The organism is Pseudomonas germanica (assembly GCF_019614655.1).
Lineage (GTDB): Bacteria > Pseudomonadota > Gammaproteobacteria > Pseudomonadales > Pseudomonadaceae > Aquipseudomonas > Aquipseudomonas neuropathica.
In genome coordinates this window covers 6,550,402-6,574,853 of the sequence record NZ_CP071586.1, presented here as the reverse complement: position 1 = coordinate 6,574,853, position 24,452 = coordinate 6,550,402, and the positions used below count along the sequence as shown (strand labels likewise).

At 61.4% G+C, this 24,452-nt stretch carries 19 protein-coding genes; 13 read left to right on the top strand and 6 right to left on the bottom strand.

Annotated elements, in window-relative coordinates; translation table 11 throughout:
* The first annotated feature begins 19 nt into the window (after window positions 1–19).
* The gene (ptsP, locus tag J0G10_RS29235; RefSeq protein ID WP_007913900.1) at window positions 20–2,299 is read left to right on the top strand and encodes a phosphoenolpyruvate--protein phosphotransferase; all 2,280 of its coding nucleotides are present in this window, start codon (window positions 20–22) and stop codon (window positions 2,297–2,299) included.
* Between the two features lie 315 nt (window positions 2,300–2,614).
* Here the strand turns inward: ptsP and J0G10_RS29230 are convergent, their stop codons facing one another.
* Window positions 2,615–3,361, bottom strand: coding sequence for an NRDE family protein (locus J0G10_RS29230; protein WP_095049429.1), 747 nt, complete (start codon window positions 3,359–3,361; stop codon window positions 2,615–2,617).
* Window positions 3,362–3,493: 132 nt separating this feature from the next.
* Here J0G10_RS29230 and J0G10_RS29225 point away from each other — a divergent pair, with 132 nt between their 5' ends.
* The 3 genes from J0G10_RS29225 (at window position 3,494) to J0G10_RS29215 (ending at window position 6,193) form a co-directional block, all read left to right on the top strand.
* Window positions 3,494–4,276, top strand: a complete 783-nt coding sequence (locus J0G10_RS29225) for a sulfite exporter TauE/SafE family protein (RefSeq protein WP_016983201.1) — start codon at window positions 3,494–3,496, stop codon at window positions 4,274–4,276.
* Window positions 4,277–4,355: 79 nt separating this feature from the next.
* Window positions 4,356–5,171, top strand: a complete 816-nt coding sequence (gene lgt, locus J0G10_RS29220) for a prolipoprotein diacylglyceryl transferase (RefSeq protein ID WP_007913003.1) — start codon at window positions 4,356–4,358, stop codon at window positions 5,169–5,171.
* A gap of 50 nt (window positions 5,172–5,221) precedes the next feature.
* Entirely contained in the window at window positions 5,222–6,193 is a 972-nt protein-coding gene (locus J0G10_RS29215; RefSeq protein WP_220557137.1) for a thymidylate synthase, read from the top strand.
* 118 nt (window positions 6,194–6,311) lie between these two features.
* Here the strand turns inward: J0G10_RS29215 and cadR are convergent, their stop codons facing one another.
* Window positions 6,312–6,761 carry a Cd(II)/Pb(II)-responsive transcriptional regulator gene (gene cadR / locus J0G10_RS29210; RefSeq protein WP_025112060.1) on the bottom strand — a complete coding sequence of 150 codons (450 nt, stop codon included), beginning with the start codon at window positions 6,759–6,761 and terminating at the stop codon, window positions 6,312–6,314.
* A gap of 84 nt (window positions 6,762–6,845) precedes the next feature.
* On the opposite strand from cadR, the gene J0G10_RS29205 reads away from it, so the two are divergent.
* From J0G10_RS29205 to J0G10_RS29175, 7 genes are all read left to right on the top strand, one after another.
* Window positions 6,846–9,155 (top strand): heavy metal translocating P-type ATPase, encoded by a 2,310-nt coding sequence (locus J0G10_RS29205; RefSeq protein ID WP_220557136.1) that lies wholly within the window; start codon window positions 6,846–6,848, stop codon window positions 9,153–9,155.
* 13 nt (window positions 9,156–9,168) lie between these two features.
* Window positions 9,169–10,032, top strand: coding sequence for a LysR family transcriptional regulator (locus J0G10_RS29200; protein ID WP_220557135.1), 864 nt, complete (start codon window positions 9,169–9,171; stop codon window positions 10,030–10,032).
* Between the two features lie 221 nt (window positions 10,033–10,253).
* Window positions 10,254–11,330: a putative 2-aminoethylphosphonate ABC transporter ATP-binding protein gene (locus J0G10_RS29195; RefSeq protein WP_095049431.1), complete on the top strand. Its 1,077-nt coding sequence runs from the start codon at window positions 10,254–10,256 to the stop codon at window positions 11,328–11,330.
* On the top strand, window positions 11,330–13,054 hold the full coding sequence (locus tag J0G10_RS29190) for a putative 2-aminoethylphosphonate ABC transporter permease subunit (RefSeq protein ID WP_220557134.1): 1,725 nt from the start codon (window positions 11,330–11,332) through the stop codon (window positions 13,052–13,054). The genes J0G10_RS29195 and J0G10_RS29190 overlap by 1 nt, the downstream gene beginning before the upstream one ends.
* 26 nt (window positions 13,055–13,080) lie before the next feature.
* Window positions 13,081–14,106 (top strand): putative 2-aminoethylphosphonate ABC transporter substrate-binding protein, encoded by a 1,026-nt coding sequence (locus tag J0G10_RS29185; RefSeq protein ID WP_034153698.1) that lies wholly within the window; start codon window positions 13,081–13,083, stop codon window positions 14,104–14,106.
* Between the two features lie 126 nt (window positions 14,107–14,232).
* The gene (locus tag J0G10_RS29180) at window positions 14,233–15,366 is read left to right on the top strand and encodes a TIGR03364 family FAD-dependent oxidoreductase (RefSeq protein ID WP_220557133.1); all 1,134 of its coding nucleotides are present in this window, start codon (window positions 14,233–14,235) and stop codon (window positions 15,364–15,366) included.
* The gene (locus J0G10_RS29175; protein ID WP_220557132.1) at window positions 15,366–15,926 is read left to right on the top strand and encodes a phosphonate degradation HD-domain oxygenase; all 561 of its coding nucleotides are present in this window, start codon (window positions 15,366–15,368) and stop codon (window positions 15,924–15,926) included. Before J0G10_RS29180 ends, J0G10_RS29175 begins: the two co-directional genes overlap by 1 nt.
* A gap of 160 nt (window positions 15,927–16,086) precedes the next feature.
* On the opposite strand, the gene J0G10_RS29170 is transcribed toward J0G10_RS29175, so the two are convergent.
* Window positions 16,087–17,472, bottom strand: a complete 1,386-nt coding sequence (locus J0G10_RS29170) for a GTPase/DUF3482 domain-containing protein (protein WP_220557131.1) — start codon at window positions 17,470–17,472, stop codon at window positions 16,087–16,089.
* Window positions 17,465–18,844: a DUF2868 domain-containing protein gene (locus J0G10_RS29165; protein WP_220557130.1), complete on the bottom strand. Its 1,380-nt coding sequence runs from the start codon at window positions 18,842–18,844 to the stop codon at window positions 17,465–17,467. The genes J0G10_RS29170 and J0G10_RS29165 overlap by 8 nt, the downstream gene beginning before the upstream one ends.
* An 85-nt stretch (window positions 18,845–18,929) precedes the next feature.
* Between J0G10_RS29165 and J0G10_RS29160 the strand changes: the two genes are divergently transcribed.
* A complete protein-coding gene (locus J0G10_RS29160; protein WP_095049502.1) occupies window positions 18,930–19,442 on the top strand; it encodes a dihydrofolate reductase in 513 nt (170 codons plus the stop codon).
* Window positions 19,443–19,556: 114 nt separating this feature from the next.
* Here the strand turns inward: J0G10_RS29160 and J0G10_RS29155 are convergent, their stop codons facing one another.
* Entirely contained in the window at window positions 19,557–20,948 is a 1,392-nt protein-coding gene (locus J0G10_RS29155; protein WP_095049438.1) for an L-cystine transporter, read from the bottom strand.
* A 242-nt stretch (window positions 20,949–21,190) separates the two neighbouring features.
* On the opposite strand from J0G10_RS29155, the gene J0G10_RS29150 reads away from it, so the two are divergent.
* Window positions 21,191–22,252, top strand: a complete 1,062-nt coding sequence (locus J0G10_RS29150; protein ID WP_093429808.1) for an HAD family hydrolase — start codon at window positions 21,191–21,193, stop codon at window positions 22,250–22,252.
* Between the two features lie 206 nt (window positions 22,253–22,458).
* Here the strand turns inward: J0G10_RS29150 and ilvD are convergent, their stop codons facing one another.
* Window positions 22,459–24,300, bottom strand: a complete 1,842-nt coding sequence (gene ilvD / locus J0G10_RS29145) for a dihydroxy-acid dehydratase (RefSeq protein ID WP_095049439.1) — start codon at window positions 24,298–24,300, stop codon at window positions 22,459–22,461.
* Window positions 24,301–24,452 lie beyond the last annotated feature (152 nt).

The following is a 24,452-nucleotide window of genomic DNA, read 5'->3' as shown; positions in this document are numbered from 1 at the left end:
CGGAGTTCGACCCCGAGCCATGCTCAATACGCTGCGCAAGATCGTCCAGGAAGTTAACTCCGCCAAGGATCTCAAGGCGGCGTTGGGGATTATTGTGTTGCGCGTCAAAGAGGCCATGGGCAGCCAGGTCTGCTCGGTCTACCTGCTTGATCCCGAGACCAACCGCTTCGTCCTGATGGCCACCGAGGGCTTGAACAAGCGCTCGATCGGCAAGGTCAGCATGGCACCCAACGAAGGTCTGGTCGGTCTGGTCGGCACGCGTGAAGAACCCCTGAACCTCGAAAACGCTGCGGATCACCCGCGCTACCGTTACTTCGCCGAAACCGGTGAAGAACGTTACGCCTCGTTCCTCGGTGCACCGATCATTCACCACCGCCGCGTCGTCGGCGTGTTGGTTATCCAACAAAAAGAACGCCGCCAGTTCGACGAAGGTGAAGAAGCCTTCCTCGTGACCATGAGCGCACAGCTTGCAGGCGTTATCGCCCACGCCGAAGCCACCGGTTCGATCCGTGGTCTGGGCCGTCAGGGCAAAGGCATTCAGGAAGCCAAGTTCGTCGGCGTGCCGGGTTCGCCGGGGGCCGCCGTCGGTACTGCGGTGGTCATGCTGCCGCCGGCCGATCTCGACGTGGTGCCGGACAAGACCATCACCGACATCAATGCCGAACTGGCGCTGTTCAAGACCGCCATCGAAGGCGTGCGCGCCGACATGCGCGCGTTGTCCGCCAAACTCGCGACCCAACTGCGTCCGGAAGAGCGCGCACTGTTCGACGTCTACCTGATGATGCTCGACGATGCCTCGCTGGGCAGCGAAATCACCACCGTGATCAAGACTGGCCAGTGGGCGCAGGGCGCGCTGCGTCAGGTGGTCACTGAGCACGTCAACCGTTTCGAACTGATGGACGACGCCTACCTGCGTGAGCGTGCGTCGGACGTCAAAGACCTCGGTCGCCGCCTGCTCGCCTACTTGCAGGAAGAGCGCCAGCAGAACCTGGTCTATCCGGAAAAAACCATTCTGGTCAGCGAAGAGCTGACGCCGGCGATGCTCGGCGAGGTGCCGGAAGGCACGCTGGTCGGTCTGGTTTCGGTACTCGGCTCGGGTAACTCGCACGTCGCGATTCTCGCCCGGGCCATGGGCATTCCGACGGTGATGGGTCTGGTCGACCTGCCGTACGCCAAGGTCGACGGCATCGAAATGATCGTCGATGGCACACGCGGCGAGGTCTACACCAACCCGAGCGAAGTGCTGCGCAAGCAGTTCGCCGAAGTCGTCGAAGAAGAGAAACAACTGGCGCTGGGCCTCGACACCCTGCGCGACCTGCCGTGCGTGACCCTCGATGGCCACCGCATGCCGCTGTGGGTCAACACCGGCCTGCTGGCCGATGTGGCGCGGGCGCAGAAGCGTGGCGCCGAAGGTGTCGGCCTGTACCGCACCGAAGTGCCGTTCATGATCAACCAGCGCTTCCCGAGCGAGAAGGAACAACTGGCGATCTACCGCGAGCAACTCGCCGCGTTCCACCCGCAACCGGTGACCATGCGCAGCCTCGACATCGGCGGTGACAAGTCGCTGTCGTACTTCCCGATCAAGGAAGACAACCCGTTCCTCGGCTGGCGCGGCATTCGTGTGACTCTCGACCACCCTGAAATCTTCCTGGTGCAGACCCGCGCGATGCTCAAGGCCAGCGAAGGCCTGAACAACCTGCGGATTCTGCTGCCGATGATCTCCGGCACCCACGAACTCGAAGAAGCCCTGCACCTGATCCACCGGGCCTGGGGTGAAGTGCGCGACGAAGGCACCGACGTGCCGATGCCGCCGATCGGCGTGATGATCGAGATCCCGGCAGCGGTGTACCAGACCAAGGAGCTGGCGCGGATGGTCGACTTCCTGTCCGTCGGTTCCAACGACTTGACCCAGTATTTGCTGGCGGTCGACCGTAACAACCCGCGTGTGGCCGATCTCTACGACTACCTGCATCCGGCGGTGCTGCAAGCCCTGCAAACCGTGGTACGCGATGCCCATGCCGAAGGTAAACCGGTGAGTATCTGCGGCGAAATGGCCGGTGATCCGGCGGCGGCAGTGCTGTTGATGGCGATGGGTTTTGACAGTTTGTCGATGAACGCCACCAACTTGCCGAAGGTGAAGTGGATGCTGCGTCAGGTCAATCTGAGCAAGGCTCAGGAATTGCTGGCGGAGCTGATGACCATCGACAATCCGCAAGTTATCCACAGCTCGCTGCAATTGGCGCTGAAGAACCTTGGGTTGTCGAAGATGCATCCGCCGGCGGTGGTCAAGGCCCTCTGAAGATCAAAAGCCCCTCACCCTAACCCTCTCCCGGGGGGAGAGGGGACTGATTGGGGGATGCTGCAGAACTCCGCCGACCTGAAAGTGCTTTGCTGGATCCATAATCGATTCAAACCGACTTGAGGTGTTGTGCTGAATCCATAATCGAACCGCACCGGGCTGGAAGTGCTGTGTTGAATCCATAATCGATTCACACCGACTTGAAAGTGCGTGTTGAATCCATAATCAACTCGGTCTTTCAGGTCGATGCATGGCTCAAGACACCTCGGTCGGCCCCCTCTCCCTTTGGGAGAGGGCTGGGGTGAGGGTTGGCTTTTAAGCTGTTATTTCCACTTCACCCAAATGCCCGCCATACGGCCCAAAACTCCGCTCCACCATCCGCCGCGCCCCATCCGCCTGCACAATCAACGCCGTACTCGCCCGCGTCCCGTAACTCTGGCTGGCGATAAACACGCTCGATAACAATGACTCCGTCGCCAGACCCACCCCAGTATCCGGCAACTCGGCAAACGGCGCGGTCTGCGCATCGCCCAGCAGCTCCATCAAGCGCTCAGGCTGCGGATCATCCAGCACTGCACTCAACGCAGCCTTGGCCTTGAGCAACTTCGGCCACGGCGTATCCAGCCCGGCATTCGACAGTCCGTAAACACCTGGCTCCAGCATTACTGGTTCCGACATCCGCGCATTGAAGTGCCACAGCTCATGGCTGTTGCCGAGCAGCAGATTAAACCCGGCATATTCCGGCGCACGTCCGACCACATCGCTCAAATAATCATCAATCGACGCATCGTCGGTGAGAAATCGCGCCACCAACTCACCCCGTGACTTGCGCGCTGGCGGTTGATGCGGATCGCGGATATTGGTCAGCGCGGCAAAGCGTCCGTTGGCGCCAATCCCCAGCCAACTCCCGCCGGCCTCAAGATCACGTCCGGCATGCACATGCGGCGCTTCTGGCCATGGCGCCAGTGGCAGGCTTGGCCGGGCGTAGAACTCGTCACGGTTGGCCGCGACGATCAGCGGCTGGGCATGGCCCGGGCGCCAGGCGAAAACAATCAGGCACATAAGGTGGTCCTTGTGTGTGTTTTGCTCACTCTACGCATCCGGCGTCCGTGCATCCATCGCCAGTGGAGCCAAAGGGTGTGCATCCGTTACCATGCCGCTCCGGTTTTGCGGATGCGGTCTGGGGAGACGGTCATGGAATTTCTGCTCTATCTGGCGCTGGGCGCCTGTGCGGGCGTGCTGGCCGGGCTGTTCGGGGTTGGCGGCGGGATCATCATCGTGCCGGTGCTGGTGTTCAGTTTCACCTTGCAGGGCTTTGATCAGTCGATCCTCACCCATCTGGCGGTCGGGACGTCGCTGGCGACGATCATCTTCACCTCGGTCAACGCCGTGCGTGAGCATCACCGTCGAGGCGCAGTGCGCTGGCCGATCTTCATGTGGATGGCCGTCGGCATTCTGCTCGGTGCAGGTTTCGGCGCGCTGACTGCGGAAGCGATTTCCGGGCCGCACCTGCAAAAGATCATCGGCGTGTTTGCCTTGATCATCTCGGTGCAACTGGCGCTGGACATTAAACCCAAGGCCAGCCGAACGGTGCCGGGTAAACTCGGTCTGACCGTGGCCGGCAGTGTGATCGGTTGGGCCTCGGCGATTTTTGGCGTGGGCGGCGGTTCGCTGACCGTGCCGTTCCTGACCTGGCGCAGCGTGCCGATGCAGCAAGCCGTGGCAACCTCATCGGCCTGCGGTCTGCCGATCGCCCTTGTCAGTGCATTAAGTTTCATGATTCTGGGGTGGCACGATCCGTTGTTGCCACCGCATAGTCTCGGTTTTGTTTATTTACCGGCGCTGCTGGGCATCGCCCTGACCAGCATGGTCTTCGCCCGCATCGGCGCGCGTTTGGCGCACAGATTGTCGCCGCGCTTGCTGAAACGGCTGTTCGCCGCTTTGCTGTTCAGCGTGGGTCTGAGCTTCCTGCTTTAACCGCGTCGCAATCCTGGCTTAATCCTGAGGTGGCAGCGTCGCCCGGGAATTTTGGTTTCAACTCTAACGAGGAGTCGCAATGCTGCCTTACCCGCAGATCGACCCGGTGGCCCTGGCCATCGGTCCGCTGAAAATCCACTGGTACGGTCTGATGTACCTGATCGGCATCGGCGGTGCGTGGCTGCTGGCGTCGCGCCGGCTCAACCGTTTCGACCCGACCTGGACCAAGGAGAAACTCTCCGACATGGTCTTCTGGATGTCGATGGGCGTGATCGTCGGCGGACGTCTGGGTTACGTGCTGTTCTACGATCTGAGTGCCTACCTGGCCAACCCGACGCTGATTTTCGAAGTGTGGAAGGGCGGCATGTCGTTCCACGGCGGGTTCATTGGCGTAATGCTCGCAGCCTTGTGGTTCGGCAAGCGTAACGGCAAGTCGTTCTTCCAGTTGATGGACTTCGTCGCACCAATGGTGCCGATCGGCCTGGGTGCTGGGCGCATCGGTAACTTCATCAACGCCGAGTTGTGGGGTAAAGCCACCGACGTGCCGTGGGCGATGGTCTTCCCGCCGTTCAGCGATCCGGCGCAACTGCCGCGTCACCCGTCGCAGCTGTATCAGTTCGCGCTGGAAGGCGTGGCGCTGTTCCTGATCCTGTGGATTTTCTCGCGCAAACCGCGTCCGACCATGGCCGTTTCCGGCATGTTCGCGCTGTTCTACGGCATCTTCCGTTTCATCGTCGAGTTCGTCCGCGTGCCGGATGCGCAACTGGGCTACTTGGCCTGGAACTGGCTGACCATGGGCCAGGTGCTCTGCGTGCCGATGATCGTTGGCGGGCTGTTCCTGATCTGGCTGGCCTATCGTCGCGCGCCGGCAGCACCGCTCGCACCGACGGCTTAAACTACGAACCCCGGCGCGCGACGCCGGGGCTCAAAGGACACAGGTAACTCATGAAGCAATATCTCGAACTGGTCTCGCACGTCATTCAGAACGGCACCAAACAGGCCAACCGCACCGGTATCAACACCATCAGCTTCCCGGGTGCGATGCTGCGTTTCGATCTGCAGGAAGGTTTTCCGGCGATCACCACGCGCAAAATGGCCTTCAAATCGGCCATCGGCGAGATGTGCGGATTTTTGCGTGGCGTGAACAACGCCGCTGAATTCCGGGCGCTGGGCTGCAAGGTCTGGGACCAGAACGCCAACGAAAACGCGCAGTGGCTGGCCAACCCGTTCCGCCAGGGCGACGACGACCTCGGCGAAATCTACGGCGTGCAATGGCGCAAGTGGCCGGCGTACAAGCAGATCCCGCTGAGCAACACCGCCGCCATCGAACAAACGCTGAGCAACGGCTACAAGCAGATTGCTCAGGGCGAAGAAGACGGCCAGGCCTACGTGGTGCTGTACAAAGCCATCGACCAGGTGCGCCAGTGCGTCGATACGATCATCAACGATCCGGGTAACCGCCGTATTCTGTTCCACGGCTGGAACGTCGCGCAGCTGGATGAAATGGCCCTGCCGCCGTGCCACCTGCTGTACCAGTTCCATCCGAATGTCGAGACCAAGGAAATTTCCCTGACCCTCTACATCCGCTCCAACGATCTGGGTCTGGGCACGCCGTTCAACCTCACCGAAGGCGCTGCGTTGCTGAGCCTGATCGGTCGCCTGACCGGCTACACGCCGCGCTGGTTCACCTATTTCATCGGTGATGCGCACGTCTACGAGAATCACCTGGACATGCTCAACGAACAGCTCAAGCGCGAGCCGTTCGCCATGCCTAAGCTGAAGATCTCGGATCGTGTGCCGGAGTTTGCCAAGACTGGCGTGTATCAGCCGGAATGGCTGGAGATGGTCGAGCCGAGCGATTTCTCGCTGGAAGGCTATGAGCATCACGCGCCGATGACCGCGCCAATGGCGGTCTAGTCAGCAGGATCGTTCCCACGCTCTGCGTGGGAATGAATCCCGTGACGCTCCGCGTCACTTAGGACGCGGAGCGTCCATGGCGGCATTCCCACGCGGAGCATGGGAACGAGCGCCAACGTCAGTGGCCGTGGCTGCGGCCTACGTGGGAGTGTTCAACTTCCGTCGCGACAACCCCGCCACTCACTTCCAGCCGCTGCAAAATCCCGCACTGATCCGCCCCCGGCCCTTCGCCACAGCGTTGGCGCAGGTCGAGCAACTGTGTCTGCAACGCCAACAACCCATCAATCCGCGCCTTCACATGCTGGATATGCTCGTCGATCAGCGCATTGACGCTTTCGCACTGGTCTTGCGGACTGTCGCGCAAGGCGAGCAGGCTGCGGATTTCTTCGAGGGTCATGTCGAGGGTGCGGCAGTTGCGGATGAAGGTCAGGCGTTCGGCGTGGGCCTGGGTGTAGACGCGGTAGTTGCCGTCGCTGCGAGCCGGTTCCGGCAGCAGGTTTTCGCGCTCGTAGTAGCGGATGGTTTCCACGGCGCAGTCGGTGAGTTTGGCCAGTTCTCCGATCTTCATGACGGCAATCTCCAAAAGGGTGCTTGACCCTATAGTGGCTACAGGGTCTTTACTTGGCAACAGGCACCTTCATGGACGCGACCAATGAGCGATTCCCAGCACACCCACAAGCCCGGCGACGGTCACGATCACAGTCATAAATTGCAGCCTGTGCATAAGCATTCACAGGGCGGCGATTCTTGCTGCGGGTCGAAAGTTGCAGCCCCGGCACCGGTTCATGCGCACGAAGATTCCTGCTGCTCGTCGACAGCTGCCGCGCCTGCGTTGGTGCAACTGAGCGAGAAAACCAGCGCCGATGCGCGACTGAGCAGTTTCCGCATCGAGGCGATGGACTGCCCGACCGAGCAGACGCTGATTCAGAACAAGCTCGGCAAACTCGCCGGTGTGCAGCAACTGGAATTCAACCTGATCAACCGTGTGCTCGGCGTGACTCACAATCTGCCGGGCACCGAGCCCATCACCGAGGCGATCAAATCCCTCGGCATGCACGCCGAGCCGTTGGAGGCGGGCGTCGAAGCGCCAGCCCCGGCGCCAGTGAAAAAACACTGGTGGCCGCTGGCGTTGTCCGGTGTCGGCGCGCTTGCCGCCGAAGTCATCCACTTCACCAACGCCGCACCAACCTGGGTGGTGGCGATCATCGCGCTGGTGTCGATCCTCAGCGGTGGCCTGACCACCTATAAAAAGGGCTGGATCGCCCTGAAAAACCGCAACCTCAACATCAACGCACTGATGAGCATCGCCGTGACCGGTGCGATCCTCATCGGCCAGTGGCCGGAAGCGGCGATGGTGATGTTCCTGTTCACCGTCGCCGAGTTGATCGAAGCGCGCTCGCTGGACCGTGCGCGCAACGCGATCAGTGGTCTGATGCAGATGACGCCGGAGCAAGCCACGGTGTTGCAGGCTGACGGCACTTGGCTTGAGCAGGATGTGAAAAGCGTCGAACTCGGCGCCCGCGTGCGAGTGAAACCCGGCGAGCGCATCGCGCTGGACGGCGAAGTTGTCAGCGGCAGTTCGACCATCGACCAGGCACCGATCACCGGGGAAAGCCTGCCGGTGGAGAAGACCGTCGGCGACAAAGTTTTCGCCGGCACCATCAACCAGGCCGGTTCGCTGGAATACGCGGTGACCGCAGCGGCGAACAACTCGACCCTGGCGCGCATCATTCACGCCGTGGAACAGGCCCAAGGTGCGCGCGCCCCGACCCAGCGCTTCGTCGATCAGTTCTCGAAAATCTACACGCCGGTGGTGTTCGTGTTTGCCTTGGCCGTGGCGATCATTCCGCCGCTGTTCATGGGCGCTGTGTGGTTTGACTGGATCTACCGTGCGCTGGTGTTGCTGGTGGTCGCGTGCCCATGTGCACTGGTGATTTCGACCCCGGTGACCATCGTCAGCGGCCTCGCGGCAGCGGCGCGCAAAGGCATTCTGGTCAAGGGCGGCGTGTACCTGGAGGGCGGTTTCAAGCTCGACTATCTGGCGCTGGATAAAACCGGGACGATTACCCACGGCAAACCGGTGCAGACCGATTACCTGTCCCTCGATCCAACTGCCGATGCCACGGCGCCGGCCATCGCCGCGGCGTTGGCCGGTCGCTCCGATCACCCGGTGTCGCTGGCCATCGCCAATGCCGCTGTGGATAAAAACTTCGCAGCGCTGATTGTGGATAACTTCGAAGCGTTGGGCGGGCGTGGCGTCAAAGGCGAGATCAACGGCCAGACCTACCACTTGGGCAACCATCGCTTGGTCGAAGAGTTGGGCCTGTGCTCGCCGGCACTGGAAGAAAAACTCTTCGCGCTGGAGAAACAGGGCAAATCCGTGGTGCTGCTGCTCGACAATTCCGGCCCGCTGGCACTGTTCGCGGTGGCGGATACCGTCAAGGAAACCAGTCGCGAAGCAATCCGTCAGCTCCACGAACTCGGGGTGAAAACCCTGATGCTCACCGGCGACAACGTTCACACCGCCCAGGCGATTGCCGCGCAGGTCGGCATCGACGAGGCCCGTGGCGACTTGCTGCCGACCGACAAACTGCAAGCCATCGAAGACCTTTATGCACAAGGCCGGCGAGTTGGCATGGTCGGCGACGGCATCAATGACGCGCCGGCACTGGCCCGCGCCGAGATTGGTTTCGCCATGGCCGCTGCTGGTACCGACACTGCTATCGAAACCGCCGATGTCGCCCTGATGGACGACGATCTGCGCAAAATTCCGGCATTCATCAGCCTGTCGCGCAATACCGCGAGCATCCTGAAACAGAACATCGCGCTGGCTCTGGTGATCAAGGCTATCTTTCTTGCGGTAACCTTCGCCGGGCTCGCCACCATGTGGATGGCGGTGTTTGCCGACATGGGCGTGAGCCTGTTGGTGGTGTTCAATGGTTTGCGCCTGCTGCGCAAATAGATGAGGAAAGGTTGTGCTGAGTGCCGAGCTGAAAGCGTTTTACATGGTCGCCCGCTTGGGCAGCATTACGCTGGCGGCGAAAAAACTCGGCCTCAGCCAACCGACCGTGACCACGCAGATCCGCAATCTGGAAAGTCAGTATTCGGTGGAGCTGTTCTACCGTGGCGGCCGGCGCCTGAGTGTCAGTGATGAAGGCGCGCGGTTGCTGCCGATGGTCACAACACTGTTGCAGCAGGAGGCCGACATCGAGTTCTTCCTGCGCAACAGCGGTCAGGTGCAGGGCACTTTGCGCATCGCGGCGACGGCGCCGTATTACATCCTCGATCTGGTGAAGACCTTTCGCGAGCGCTTGCCGCAAGTGGAAGTGTCGGTGGAAATCGGCAACTCGCAGCAAGTGCTGGAAGCGCTGGAGGATTACCGCGTGGACATCGCCGCGTCGTCGCAATTGCTCGATGACGCGCGGTTGATTCGTCGGGTGTTGGGCACTGATCCGCTGGTGCTGGCGGTGCATCGCAATCATCCGCTGGCGGCGCAGGAGCATGTGGCGTTGAGTGCGCTGGCCGGGCATACGTTGTTGATGCGTGAATCCGGTTCAACCACACGGCGGCTGACGGAAGAGTTGCTCGCGAGTGCCGGGGTGAGCTTCGGGCCGTTGCTGGAGATTGGTAGTCGTGAGTCTATCCGTGAGGCGGTGTTGCGCAATATCGGCATCAGTATCATTGCCCGCCAGGAAGTGCCGCATGACCCGCAGTTGCGCGTGCTGACGATCGAAAATGCGCCGCAAATTCCCGAATATCTCTATTGCCTGAAAGAGCGCAAGGGCGCGCGGTTGCCGGCGGCGTTTCTTGGGTTGGCGCAGGAAATGTCCCCTGCGTAATGATCGTTCCCACGCTCAGCGTGGGAATGCAGCCCGGGACGCTCTGCGTCCCAAGAGCCGAACGCGGAGCGTCCGATGAGGCACTCCCACGCAGAGCGTGGGAACGATCGGTAGTGAACCAAAATCCCCGAATACCACTATCACCAGTTTTTGCCTCACTGCCACATGACGGACGCATTACAACTCTAGGATTGGCCTCATCTGCTTGATGAGGTCTGTCCATGAATCCTGCCATCGCAACTGCCCTGACCAACCCCGGTGCGCCGATGAAAGTGCGCGGCGTACAGAAACGCTTCGGCGCTTTCACCGCGCTGGATAATGTGTCCCTCGACGTCGCCGCCGGTGAGTTGGTGTGCCTGCTCGGCCCGTCGGGCTGCGGCAAGACCACGTTGCTGCGTTGCATCGCCGGTCTGGAAAAGCAGGACAGCGGCGAGTTGTACCTCGGCGATCGCGATGTCTCGCACCTCGCCCCGCAAGCCCGCGACTACGGGATTCTGTTCCAGTCCTACGCACTGTTCCCCAATCTGACCGTCGAGGCGAATATTGCCTACGGCCTTGCTGGCAGCGGGCGCGACGAAGTGCGCCAGCGCGTCGGCCAGATGCTCGAACTGGTCGGCCTCACCGGCAGCGAGAAAAAGTACCCCGGCCAATTGTCCGGCGGCCAGCAGCAACGCGTCGCGCTGGCCCGCGCTCTGGCGCCGGCACCGTCGCTGCTGTTGCTCGACGAACCGATGTCCGCCCTCGACGCCCGCGTCCGCGAGCATCTGTGCACCGAGCTGCGCCAACTGCAACGCAACCTCGGCATCACCACGCTGATGGTCACGCACAATCAGGACGAAGCCATGCTGATGGCCGACCGCATCGCCGTGATGAACAACGGCCGCGTCGAGCAGTACGCCACGCCGCAGGAAATCTACAACCGCCCGGCCACGCCGTTCGTGGCCGAGTTTGTCGGCCAGGGTAACTGGCTGCCGTTCCAGCGCAGCAGCGCCAGCCACGCCAGGGTTGGCGGGATGGATGTGCGTCTGGCGGATGGCAGTGTGAGCGGCGCCTCGGGCCGACTGTTCTGCCGCCCGGAAGCGATCAACGTCAATCCGCTGGTGCATGAGGAAAACCTGTTCCCGGCCAAAGTCCGCGAGATCACCTTCCTCGGCAACCGCTGCCGCATGAGCTTCGAACTCGATCAGTTGCCCGGCCACGCCTTGCTCGCCGAACTCGCCCCGGAAGCCATGCCGCGCCTCGGCGCCCAGCAAATCATGGTCGCCTTGCCGCCGCGCAGCCTGCAGGTGTTTGCCTGATGAACAGCAATCTCGCGCTGCCGCTACCGCACAAGCAGGTGCGCCAGACTTCGAAAGCCGAGATCGGCGACCGCATTTTTGTCGTCGGCGGCAAAGTTGTCTTGCTGCTGTTGCTCGGCGTCGCGGTGTTGCTGCCGTTGCTGGCGATCTTCTGGCGCGGCTTCAGCAGTGAAGCCGGGCAGGGCGGTGGCTGGCTCGCGGCGAAGGAGTTGGTGAGCAGCGAGAATTTCCACTGGCTGCTCGGCAACAGCCTGAAAGTTTCCCTCAGCGTCGCGGCCATCGTCGTACCGCTGGCCTACCTGTTTGCCTACGCGCTGCAACGCACGCTGATTCCGGCGAAAGGCATCTGGCGCGGGATTTCCCTGCTGCCGCTGATGGCGCCGTCGATGCTGCCGGGGATTGCGCTGGTCTATCTGTTCGGCAACCAAGGCATGTTGCGCGGGCTGCTCTCGGACAACATCTATGGATTCTGGGGGATTGTGCTGGGTGAGGTGATTTACACCTTCCCGCATGCGCTGATGATTCTGCTCTCGGCATTGTCGCTGGCCGATGCGCGCTTGTTCGATGCGGCGTCGAGCATGGGCGCCAGTCCCGCCAAGGCTTTCCGCAGCATCACCTGGCCGGCCACTCGCCAAGCGGTGTTTGCCGCGTTCTGTCTGGTGTTCACCCTGACCATCACCGATTTCGGCGTGCCGGTGGTGGTCGGTGGCGACTATCAAGTGCTGGCGCTGGAGGCCTACAAAGCCGTGGTCGGCCAACAGCAATTCGGTCGCGGCGCCTTGATCGGCATGGTGCTGTTGCTGCCGGCGCTGTTCAGCTTCGGCGTCGATGCCTGGCTGCGTCGTCGTCATGGTGATTCCATGAGCGGTCGCGCTCAGGTGTTCAAACCGGCGCCGTCGAAGTTGCGTGATGGCTGCTATCTGGCGATTGTTTTGCTGATCAGCGCCGCGTTGATTCTGGTGTTCGGCATGGCGGTGTTTTCCTCGCTGGTGAAGTTCTGGCCGTACAACCTGTCGCTGTCACTCAACCATTACCAGTTCAACGAAACCGCTGGCGGTGGCTGGCTGGCCTACAGCAACAGTTTGAAGATGGCTTTGGGCACGGCGTTGATCGGCAGCGTGCTGATTTTCACCGGCGCTTACCTGATGGAGAAAACCCGCACTCAGCGAGGCCTCAATCTGACCTTGCGCATGCTCAGTTTTGTGCCGATGGCGGTGCCAGGGCTGGTGCTCGGTCTGGGTTACGTCTTCTTCTTCAACCTCACGGGTAACCCTCTGCATGTGCTCTACGGGACGATGACGCTGCTGATCGTCTGCACGATTGCGCACTACCTGACCACCGCACAAATGACCGCGACCACCGCGCTGCGCCAACTCGACGCCGAGTTCGAGGCGGCAGCGCTGTCGCTGAAGGCGCCGCTGTATCGCCACTACCTGCGCGTCACCCTGCCGATCTGCCTGCCGGCGCTGCTGGACATTGTGCGCTACCTGTTCGTCTCGGCGATGACCACCGTGTCGGCGGCGATCTTCCTTTACAGCCCCGACACCATCCTCGCGGCGGTCGCGGTGCTGAACATGGATGACGCCGGCAACGTTGGCGGTGCGGCGGCGATGTCGACCCTGATTCTGTTCACCTCGGCGGGCGTGTCCTTGCTGCTGGCGTGGGCTTCGCGCGGCTTGCTGCGCCGTTCTCAAGCCTGGCGGCAAACCGCGCCCGGTCACTGATTCAACTCACTTACAGGAAAACGATCATGTTCAAGCCTATGGCCCTGGCCGCTGCTGTGCTCGCTACTTTTAGCCTGAATGCCTTCGCGGCAAAAACCGAGTTGACGGTGTACACCGCCCTCGAGGCCGAGCAACTGAAGTCCTACAAAGAAGCCTTCGAAAAGGCCAACCCGGACGTCGAGATCAAATGGGTGCGTGATTCCACCGGGATCATCACCGCCAAACTGCTCGCCGAAAAGGCCCGTCCGCAGGCTGACGCGGTTTGGGGCCTGGCGGCTTCCAGTCTGGCGATCCTCGATCAGCAAGGCATGCTGCAGAGCTACGCGCCAAAGGACCTCGGCAAGATCGGCGCGAACTACCGCGACGCCGCTAACCCGCCAGCCTGGGTCGGCATGGACGTCTGGGCCGCGACCATTTGCTTCAACACCGTCGAGGCCGAGAAGCAGGGCCTGAGCAAGCCCGTGAGCTGGCAGGATCTGACCAAGCCTGAGTACAAGGGCAAGATCGTCATGCCCAACCCGGCGTCGTCCGGCACCGGTTTCCTCGACGTCAGCGCCTGGCTGCAAACCTTCGGCGAGAAGCAGGGCTGGGCCTATATGGACGGTCTGCACCAGAACATCGGCCAGTACGTTCACTCCGGTTCCAAGCCTTGCAAACTGGCAGCGGCGGGGGAATTCCCGATTGGTATTTCCTTTGAATACCCGGCGGTACAGCTCAAGCGTCAGGGCGCGCCGCTGGACATCATCCTGCCGAAGGAAGGCCTGGGCTGGGAGATCGAAGCGACTGCGGTGATCAAAGGCACGCCGCATGAAGAGGCCGCGAAGAAACTGGCTGACTTCTCGGCGAGTGCTGAGGCGATGGATCTGTACAAGGAGAACTTCGCTGTTCTTGCGCAGCCGGGGATCGCCAAGCCGCAGACTGAATTGCCGGCGGATTATGAGCAGCGTCTGATCAAGAACGACTTTGCCTGGGCGTCGAAGAATCGCGACGAGATCCTCACTGAATGGCGCAAGCGCTATGACGGCAAGTCCGAGAAAGTCGCCGCCAAGTAACCGTTGCCGATCGTTCCCACGCTCCGCGTGGGAATGAATCCCGTGACGCTCCGCGTCACTATGGACGCAGAGCGTCCTTGGCTGCATTCCCACGCAGAGCGTGGGAACGATCATTGAGGTAGCTTCATGACACAACAACAAGACTTGCTGATCGTCGGCGCCGGCATTCTGGGCCTGTCCCACGCCTACGCCGCCGCCAAACGCGGTCTCAAGGTCGCCGTCTTCGAACGCACCGCCACGCCGCTGGGCGCCTCGGTGCGCAACTTCGGCCAAGCCTTGGTCACCGGCCAACCGCCGGGCCCAATGCTCGAGCTGGCCAAAGCCAGTCGCGAAATATGGGGTGGCTGGGCGCAGCTCGCCGGTTTGCAAATCAAGCGCAACGGTTCCTATCTGTTCGCCCGCACTGAAGCCGAAGAACATCTGCTCGAAGCCTTCTGCAACGATCGCGCCGTGGAACACGGTTACAACATTCAGTTGCTGCGCGGCGCTGCCTTGCGCGATCTGTATCACGGTCAGTTCAGCCACCACCGTGCCGCTTTGCACGGCATGGACGATCAACAGCTGTATTCGCGCGAAGCGATTCCGGCACTGATCGATTATCTGCGCCGCGACCTTGGTGTGGAGTTTCATTTCTCCACGCTGGTGCGCGACGTCGAACCGGGGCGTCTGCACAGCACCGTCGGCAGCTTCACGGCGAAGCAGATTATCGTCTGCTCCGGCCACGATTATCAGACTTTGCTGGCCGAGCCGATTGCCGCACTCGACCCGCAAATCTGCCGCCTGCAAATGCTCCGCGCCAAACCGCAGACCGAACTGAATCTGCAACACGCCTTGCTCACCGGCCTCAGCTGCGTGCATTACGGCGCCTTCGCCGATCTGCCGGAAGCGGCGGCGGTGCAGGCGCAAATCCTCCATGAGCAACCGCACCTGCACGACAACGGTATTCACCTGCTGATCAGCCCGACGCCGTACGGCGAGCTGATCATCGGCGACTCGCACCATTACGGCAGCGATCCTTCCCCGTTCAACGCCGAGCAAGTGGACAACTGGATGCTCGAACTGGCCGAGCAGACGCTGGGCTGCAAGGTGCAAGTGGTCGAGCGCTGGCAGGGCGTCTATGGTTCCCGGGGGCCGGGGCCGTTCTCGTTCCTGCGCCCGGCACCCGGGTTGAGTGTGGCGCTGATGCACACCGGCGTCGGCATGAGCGTCGGCCCGGCGTTGGCGGAGCGCAATATCGCGCAGTTGCTGGAGGAAGATTGATGACAGGTCACGAGCAAGTCGTCGCCCGGGTGTTCGGCTTGTATGAACGCTATGGCACTAGCGATTACATCGGCGAGCCGGTGTCGCAGATCGAGCACATGTCCCAGGCCGCTGAGTTGGCGATGGCCGAAGGCTTCGATGACGAAGTGGTGCTGGCGGCGTTCTTCCATGACATCGGCCACCTGTGTGCCGAGGGCGCGGAGAACATGGGCGGCTTTGGCGTGGTCAGTCATGAACGGCTGGGTGCGGACTATTTGCGTGAGGCCGGGTTCAGCGAGCGCATGGCGCGGCTGGTGGAATATCACGTGCAGGCCAAGCGGTATCTGACGTTGCGTGAGCCGGGGTATTTTGATCGGCTGAGTGAGGCGAGTCGGCGGACGCTGGCGTATCAGGGCGGGGTGATGACGGAGGCTGAGGCTGATGAGTTTGCGCGGGATCCGTTGTGTGCGGTCAGTCTGCGGATGCGCCAGTGGGATGAGCTGGCCAAGGAGATGGCGGTGCCGGTGATGGATCTTGGGGTTTTGAAGCGTAAGGCTGCGAGATTGTTGTCTACTGTGTGATTGTCGCGCTCACCCCAGCCCTCTCCCGGAGGGAGAGGGAGCCGATTTTCATGCCTTTCAAACCTGAGTTCGACTGGATATCTCAGGTCGACGTATGACGGAAGAACAACACGGTCAGCTCCCTCTCCCTCTGGGAGAGGGCTGGGGTGAGGGTCGGCGTCTACAGCTCAAGCACCTTCCCCACCAACGCCTCAATCTGCTCCTGCCTTTCCGCTTGATTCAATTTCGCCTGCGGATTGAGCGACGACCACTGCGGATGCGCCCGCGCCTTGCTCAATGCCTCCGGCAACTTGCCCTCGCGCCAGGTCTTGTCCTGCGGTGTTGCCACCTGAATGCTGTCCATCGCCGCATGCCCACGCTGATCCAGCGCCAACACCAACTGCCGCTGACGCAACGCCAGCAGCCGCAACACCCCGTCATCCACCGTCAGCTCACGCTGCCCTTTGATCTTGCCCAGCAAGCGACTGCCATAACTACGCGCCGTCTGCAGCGCACCACCGGCAATCGCCCCAGCCAACGCCGCAGCGCCGAGGGTAATCCCGCCAACCAGCAAATCCACGCCAGCCCCCGCCGCCGCACCGGCAGCAATGCCGCCACCCACGCGCACGCCGAGTTGCTTTAAGGTCTCAGGGTTGAACAAATCATCGCCCCAACGTCCATCCATCAGCGGCAAATCACTCGCCGCCGCATCTTGCGGGCGGAACGCATACAGCTTGAGCAGCGCCTCAACACACTTCTGCTCACGCTGGCGCACAGCTTTGCGCAGTTCACTGATCGCCTGCTGTTCCTGCTCGGCTTCACTGACCACACTGCGCCGACACGCGGCGCAGTCGATCAACAATTCAGCAATCAATCGCGCCGCACTTTGCTGACGGGCGAGGCGCTGAGCCTGCTGATCGGCAATCAACCGCTCCAATTGTGGCCGAGCATTCTCCAGCAACAACGCGAGACTTTCGTACAGCCGTCGCTCGCCATCCTCCGGCGGCGCCACACTGTCGAAACGCACAAGCGCATGCAGTCCGAGCCGCGCCAAAGCCTCACGCCAATCCGGCTCGCGATGGTTGGCGCTGCTGACAAAATTCAGTACCGGCAGCAGCGGTTTGCCGCAACTGGCGAGTACTTCCAGCTCATCGCGATACTTGGCCAACACCGGTTCGCGGGCGTCGATCACATACAAACCGGCGTCGGAAGCGAGCAGTTGCCGTAGCACTTTCGCCTCCTGCTCGAAACGCTGGCGCGCTTCGCTGCCGTCGAGAAACCGCGCCAGCCGCGCCGGGCCATCGAGGCGTTCGCCGGGCCGCTCCAGTCGTTCGAGAAAATCCAGCAGAGCGATCGCATCTTCCAGGCCAGGCGTGTCGTAGAGGTCGAGTAACGGCTCGCCGTCCACCGACAACCGCGCACCTTCGACATGCCGCGTGGTGCTCGGGCGATGGGAGACTTCGCCGAAGCCGACATCGCGTGTCAGCGTGCGTAGCAGCGAGGTTTTGCCGACGTTGGTGTGGCCGACCACCGCGAGTTTCAGCGGCGCTTTCCAGGCATCAGTCATGGCCATTCTCCAGCCAGTTCAACGGCGCGCAATCGGCAAACGGCAGTTCCAGCTGTTGCAGCGCGGTGTGCCAGTCGCCGAGGCGCTCGGCATCCAGTGCTTCGCCCGGTGGCGCTTGCAGCAGCCACACGCGAGTCTCGCCCGCGCTGCGCGCTAGTTCAGCGATCAAGGCGAGGCTGCCGCGATCCGGCGAGCGCCGTGGGTCGCAGGCAATCGCCAGACGTGCCGGTGGAAAACGGCTGAGTTGTTCGAGGAGTTTGTGGCGTGATTCGCGGCTGTCGAGGATGCCGGCGTTGCTGACATTCTTTGGCAGCGCGGGCGGCCATGGGCGTTGTTCGTCAAGTTCGATGGCCACCAGCAATGCGCCTTCACTGGCGAATTCGCCGACGGCGCTTTCGACGCGGTGCAATTGTGCCGGCTCCGGGTCGTTGACGCCGAGGCGTTCGCTGGTTGGCATCAGACGTTCGCGCAGTTGCGCGTAGCCGGGCAGGTTCAAGTCCAGACGCAAGCGATCCCGACCACGCTTCCAGCGCCAACGGCAGAACAGCATCAGCAGCAGACGGGGTAGCACGCCATAGATCAGCACCGCGCCGACCAGCCATATCGCCCACATCTGGCGAACCAGGACGCGGTTGTAATCGGTGTCCAGCGTCACGCGAATCATGTCCACGCTCGGCGCACTCCAGCCCAGCGCATGGGGAATGACCGTCAACGCATCAGTCAGTGCCGCGAAGAAGTCTGCGCCCAGCAGCGTGCTTTCCCAGATGAAGTCATATTGCCGAGTGGCCATCATCAATATCAGCATGCTTAGCGCGCTGAACATGATCAGCAGCCACAGGCCATTGACCAGCGTGCCAATCGCCCAGCGATTGAGTTTGTGGCGTTGCAGCAAGACCAGTAATGCGGGGGGTAACTGCGCGGCCTTGGCGTCCCGGGCAAATTTTTCGCTGAGCCACAGCCACAGGCGGCCGAGCGCTGCTCCGTGTTCGCCAGCGAAAAGCAGACCCAGCGCCCAGCTCAGCAGGAGGATCAGATTGACCCCGAGCAAGGTGCCCAGCGCCCAGAAAATATTGACCGCTCGTGTGCCGTCGCCGAGCGCAGAAAATGCCATGCCTGCGCCAGTGACGCAGGCCAGTAGCGCCATTAGCACCAGCGCCAGACGCGCGCCTTGCAGCCAGTGTTTGAGGGCTGCCGTCAGCCCGTCACGCTCGGCCAGCCATAAAGCCCGGCGTTGAATGCGGCTCGGCAGATCGCCGCCGGCCGAGCGCGCCAGTCGGTTGGCTTCCAGATCTTCCAAGGGGCCTGCGTGTTCTTCGCGCAGGCGCACGGTCTCGGTCAGCCAGAGGTTTTGCAGTGGAGTCAGTTCAGTCACGCGGCGTCCCGTCGCTTAAATGAGCGCTGAGCATAACCGCTGTGGCGCTTATCGGGGTAAGCGCGGCTCTGGTATCCTCGCCGGCATGACTAAATCACTCCCCCTCAGCCTGATCGCAGCCCTTGGTGAAAACCGCGTGATCGGCGTCGACAACAGCATGCCCTGGCACCTGCCGGGGGACTTCAAATACTTCAAGGCCACCACCTTGGGCAAGCCGATCATCATGGGTCGCAAGACCTGGGATTCGCTCGGCAGGCCACTGCCGGGGCGCTTGAACATCGTGGTCAGCCGTCAGGCCAATCTGGTGCTCGAAGGTGCGGAAGTTTATCCGTCGCTGGAAGCGGCCGTGGTTCGCGCTGAAGAATGGGCGAAGGAGCAGGGCGTCGATGAGCTGATGCTGATCGGTGGTGCGCAGTTGTATGCGCAAGGGCTGGCGCAGGCGGATCGTCTGTATCTGACTCGCGTGGCGTTGAGCCCGGAGGGTGATGCGTGGTTTCCGGAGTTTGATTTGAACCAGTGGAAACTGGTGTCGAACGTTGAAAACCCGGCGGTTGAAGATAAACCCGCATACAACTTCGAAGTCTGGGAAAAGGCTTAAAAGCATCGCTGGCAAGCCAGCTCCCACAGGTCTTGAGGTGTTCACAAAATCTGTGTTCACCACAAAACGTTGTGGGAGCTGGCTTGCCAGCGATAGCGGTCCTTCAGGCGCTAATCAGGCCTGAGCTAGCTCCGCATGCTCATCAGCATCCAGCAGTTCTTTATCGGTCTGCTGCATCACCTGACTGGTAATCGCCCCAGCGGTAATCGAACCACTCACGTTCAGCGCCGTGCGCCCCATATCAATCAGTGGCTCAACCGAAATCAGCAACGCCACCAGCGAAACCGGCAAGCCCATCGCCGGCAGCACGATCAGCGCCGCGAACGTCGCGCCGCCACCCACACCGGCCACACCCGCCGAACTCAACGTTACAATCGCCACCAGCGTCGCGATCCACAGCGGATCCAGCGGGTTGATGCCAACGGTCGGCGCAACCATCACCGCCAACATCGCCGGGTACAAGCCCGCGCAACCGTTCTGGCCGATGGTCGCACCGAACGATGCGGCAAAACTCGCCACCGATTGCGGAATCCCCAGACGCCGGGTCTGCGCTTCAATGCTCAGCGGAATGCTCGCCGCGCTGGAGCGGCTGGTGAACGCGAACGTCAGCACCGGCCAGATCTTGCGGAAGAAACGCAGCGGGTTGATCCCGGCCGCCGATACCAGCAAACCGTGCACGACAAACATCAGGCCCAGACCGAGGTACGAGACTACGACGAAACTGCCGAGTTTGATGATGTCTTGCAGGTTGGAACCGGCGACCACTTTGGTCATCAGCGCCAGCACGCCGTACGGGGTCAGTTTCATCACCAGACGCACCAGACGCATCACCCAGGCTTGCAGGGTGTCGATGGCATTGATCACTTTCTGACCTTTCTCGACGTCATCCTTGAGCAGTTGCAGCGCTGCGACCCCGAGGAACGCGGCGAAAATCACCACGCTGATGATCGAGGTCGGCTTGGCCCGCGCCAGGTCGGCAAACGGGTTTTGCGGGATGAACGACAGCAGCAGTTGCGGCACATTCAGGTCGGCGACCTTGCCGGCGTAGTCGGTCTGAATGGTTTGCAGACGGGCCATTTCCTGGGTGCCAGCGACCAGACCTTCGGCAGTCAGGCCGAACAGGTTGGTCAGGCCGATGCCGATCAGCGCCGCAATCGCGGTGGTGAACAGCAGGGTGCCGATGGTCAGGAAGCTGATCTTGCCCAGCGACGAGGCGTTGTGCAGACGCGCCACGGCGCTGAGGATCGAGGCGAACACCAGCGGGATGACGATCATTTGCAGCAACTGCACGTAGCCGTTGCCGACCAGATCGAACCAGCCGATCGAGGCTTTCAGCACCGGGTTACCGGCACCGTAAACGGTGTGCAGAGCTACGCCGAACGCCACGCCGAGCACCAGTGCGAGCAGGACTTTTTTCGCCAGACTCCACGTGGTGTGGCGGGTTTGCGCCAGACCGAAGAGCAGGGCGAGGAACACCAGCAGGTTGAGAATCAACGGTAGATTCATGAGATCTCCAGGAAAGACTGTGCCAACAGCCTTCCGGGGCTGCTGCGAACCGGCAAGCCTAACAGCTTGATTTGCAATGATTTAATACCGAAATCTTAGGGCGTCCGTCGTTTTTGGAATAAGCCCGTGTCGCTCTCGGCAATGCATCTGGCGCAAACAGGGACGCGGGCGGTCGCTGACAGACGAGTACTGTCACACATATTTGTTAGCGTCGATTTCTTTGAATCAGGGAGAAGAGGCTTATGAAGTTCGCACCGAAATTTCTGGCTGTCGCACTGGCTGTGGGCATGGGTCTGGCCACTCAGGCGTTCGCCACCGACCTGAAACACTGGCCGGCCGATCAGGCCAAAGCGCTGGATGCGATGATCGCCGCCAATGCCAACAAAGGTAACTACGCGGTGTTCGACATGGACAACACCAGTTACCGCTACGATCTCGAAGAGTCGTTGCTGCCGTTCATGGAAAACAAGGGCCTGATCACCCGCGACAAACTCGACCCTTCCCTGAAACTGATGCCGTTCAAGGACACCGCCGACCACAAGGAAAGCCTGTTCAGTTACTACTACCGCCTCTGCGAAGTCGACGACATGGTCTGCTACCCGTGGGTGGCGCAGGTGTTCTCCGGTTTCACCCTCAAGGAACTCAAAGGCTACGTCGATGAGCTGATGGCTTCGGGCAAGCCGGTGCCAGCGACTTATTACGAAGGCGATGTGGTCAAGAAACTCGACGTCAATCCGCCGAAGATCTTCACCGGCCAGCAAGAGCTGTACAACAAGCTGATGGAGAACGGCATTGAGGTCTACGTGATGACCGCCGCCTCTGAAGAGCTGGTGCGCATGGTCGCGGCGGATCCGAAGTATGGCTACAACGTCAAACCGCAAAACGTCATCGGCGTGACCACCCTGCTGAAGAACCGCGAGACCAACGAACTGACCACTGCACGCAAGCAGATCACCGCCGGCAAATATGACGAGAAGGCCAACCTTGGCCTCGAACTGACCCCGTATCTGTGGACCCCGGCAACGTGGATGGCCGGCAAGCACGCGGCGATCCTCACTTACATCGACGAGTGGAAAAAACCGGTATTGGTCGGTGGCGATACGCCGACCAGCGACGGTTACATGCTGTTTCACGATGTCGATGTGGCCAAGGGCGGGATTCACTTGTGGGTCAACCGCAAGGACAAGTACATGACGCAAATCAACGGCATGATGGCCAAGCATGCGGCGGCGCAGGCGAAAGAAGGGTTGCCGGTGACGGCGGACAAGAACTGGGTGATCGTTAAGCCAGAAGAGATTCAGTAAGCCACACCGATCCAATGTGGGAGCGAGCCTGCTCGCGAAAGCGTAGTGTCAGTTGATCGTTCCCATGCTCTGCGTGGGAATGCAGCCCGTGACGCTCCGCGTCACTGGACGCTCCGCGTCCCTTGAGACATTCCCACGCAGAGCGTGGGAACGATCAAAAAATGCCCCGCACTTGGCGGGGCATTTTTATTGCTGCGATTTGACGCTTACAGCCCGTCGAGCATCGCTTTGTTACGCACAGCACCTTTGTCGGCGCTGGTCGCCAGCAGGGCGTAGGCCTTGAGGGCGGTGGTCACTTTGCGTGGACGGATCTCGACCGGTTTCCAGCCTTTCTTGTCCTGCTCGGCGCGGCGTGCAGCCAGTTCTTCGTCGCTGACCAACAGGTTGATCGAGCGGTTCGGAATGTCGATCAGCACCTTGTCGCCGTCCTGTACCAGGCCGATCGCGCCGCCGGCTGCTGCTTCTGGCGAAGCGTGGCCGATGGACAGACCCGACGTGCCGCCGGAGAAACGACCGTCGGTGAGCAGTGCGCAGGCTTTGCCCAGGCCTTTGGATTTCAGGTAAGACGTCGGGTAGAGCATTTCCTGCATGCCCGGGCCGCCTTTCGGGCCTTCGTAGCGAATGATGACGATGTCGCCAGCCTTCACTTCGTCAGCGAGGATGCCGCGTACGGCGCTGTCCTGGCTTTCAAAGATCTTCGCGTTGCCTTCGAAGACGTGGATCGACTCGTCAACACCGGCGGTTTTCACCACGCAGCCATCGAGCGCGATGTTGCCGTATAGCACGGCCAAGCCACCTTCTTGCGAATAGGCGTGCTCGAAGCTGCGGATGCAGCCGTTCTCACGGTCGTCATCGAGGGTTTCCCAACGGGTCGACTGGCTGAACGCCGTCTGTGTCGGAATACCGGCAGGGCCGGCCTTGAAGAAGTGGTGCACGGCTTCATCGTCGGTCTGGGTGATGTCCCACTTGGCGATGGCTTCTTCCATGCTGCGGCTGTGCACAGTCGGCAGGTCGGTGTGCAGCAGACCACCACGGGCCAGCGAACCGAGGATGCTGAAGATACCGCCAGCGCGGTGCACGTCTTCCATGTGGTACTTCTGGATGTTCGGCGCCACTTTGCACAGTTGCGGAACGCTGCGCGAGAGACGGTCGATGTCGCGCAGGTCGAAATCGATCTCGGCTTCCTGAGCGGCAGCGAGCAAGTGCAGGATGGTATTGGTCGAACCGCCCATGGCGATGTCGAGCATCATCGCGTTCTCGAACGCCTTGAAGTTGGCGATGTTGCGCGGCAATACCGACTCATCGTTCTCGCCGTAGTAGCGTTTGCACAGCTCGACGATGGTGCGGCCGGCCTGCAGGAACAGTTGTTCGCGGTCGCTGTGGGTGGCGAGGGTCGAACCGTTGCCGGGCAATGCCAGACCCAGTGCTTCGGTCAGGCAGTTCATCGAGTTGGCGGTGAACATGCCGGAGCACGAACCGCAGGTCGGACAGGCGCTGCGCTCGTACTCAGCGACTTTCTCGTCAGAAGCGCTGGCGTCGGCGGCGATCACCATGGCATCGACAAGGTCGAGGCCGTGGGAAGCGAGTTTGGTCTTGCCGGCTTCCATCGGGCCGCCGGAAACGAAGATCACCGGAATGTTCAGGCGCAAGGCAGCCATCAGCATGCCCGGGGTGATCTTGTCGCAGTTGGAGATGCAGACGATGGCGTCGGCGCAGTGGGCGTTGACCATGTACTCGACGGAGTCGGCGATGATTTCGCGACTCGGCAGCGAATACAGCATGCCGTCGTGGCCCATGGCGATGCCGTCATCCACGGCGATGGTGTTGAATTCCTTGGCCACGCCACCGGCGCGTTCGATTTCACGGGCGACCAGTTGACCGAGGTCCTTCAGGTGCACGTGGCCCGGTACGAACTGGGTAAATGAGTTGGCAATGGCGATGATCGGCTTTTTGAAGTCGTCATCTTTCATCCCCGTGGCGCGCCACAGTGCGCGGGCACCGGCCATGTTGCGGCCGTGGGTGGATGTTTTCGAGCGGTAATCTGGCATGGAGCACTCCGGGCGGCTAATCAGGTATCAAAGGGGAGTGAGCTTCTATTGACGTCTGGAACACTCAGAAATGGCCGTGTGTCCGTGAAGTTGCCGATGACGTTGCGGGATCGCCGCTGGTCTCAGCCTGAGCTCATAAACCCGCCGGGGGA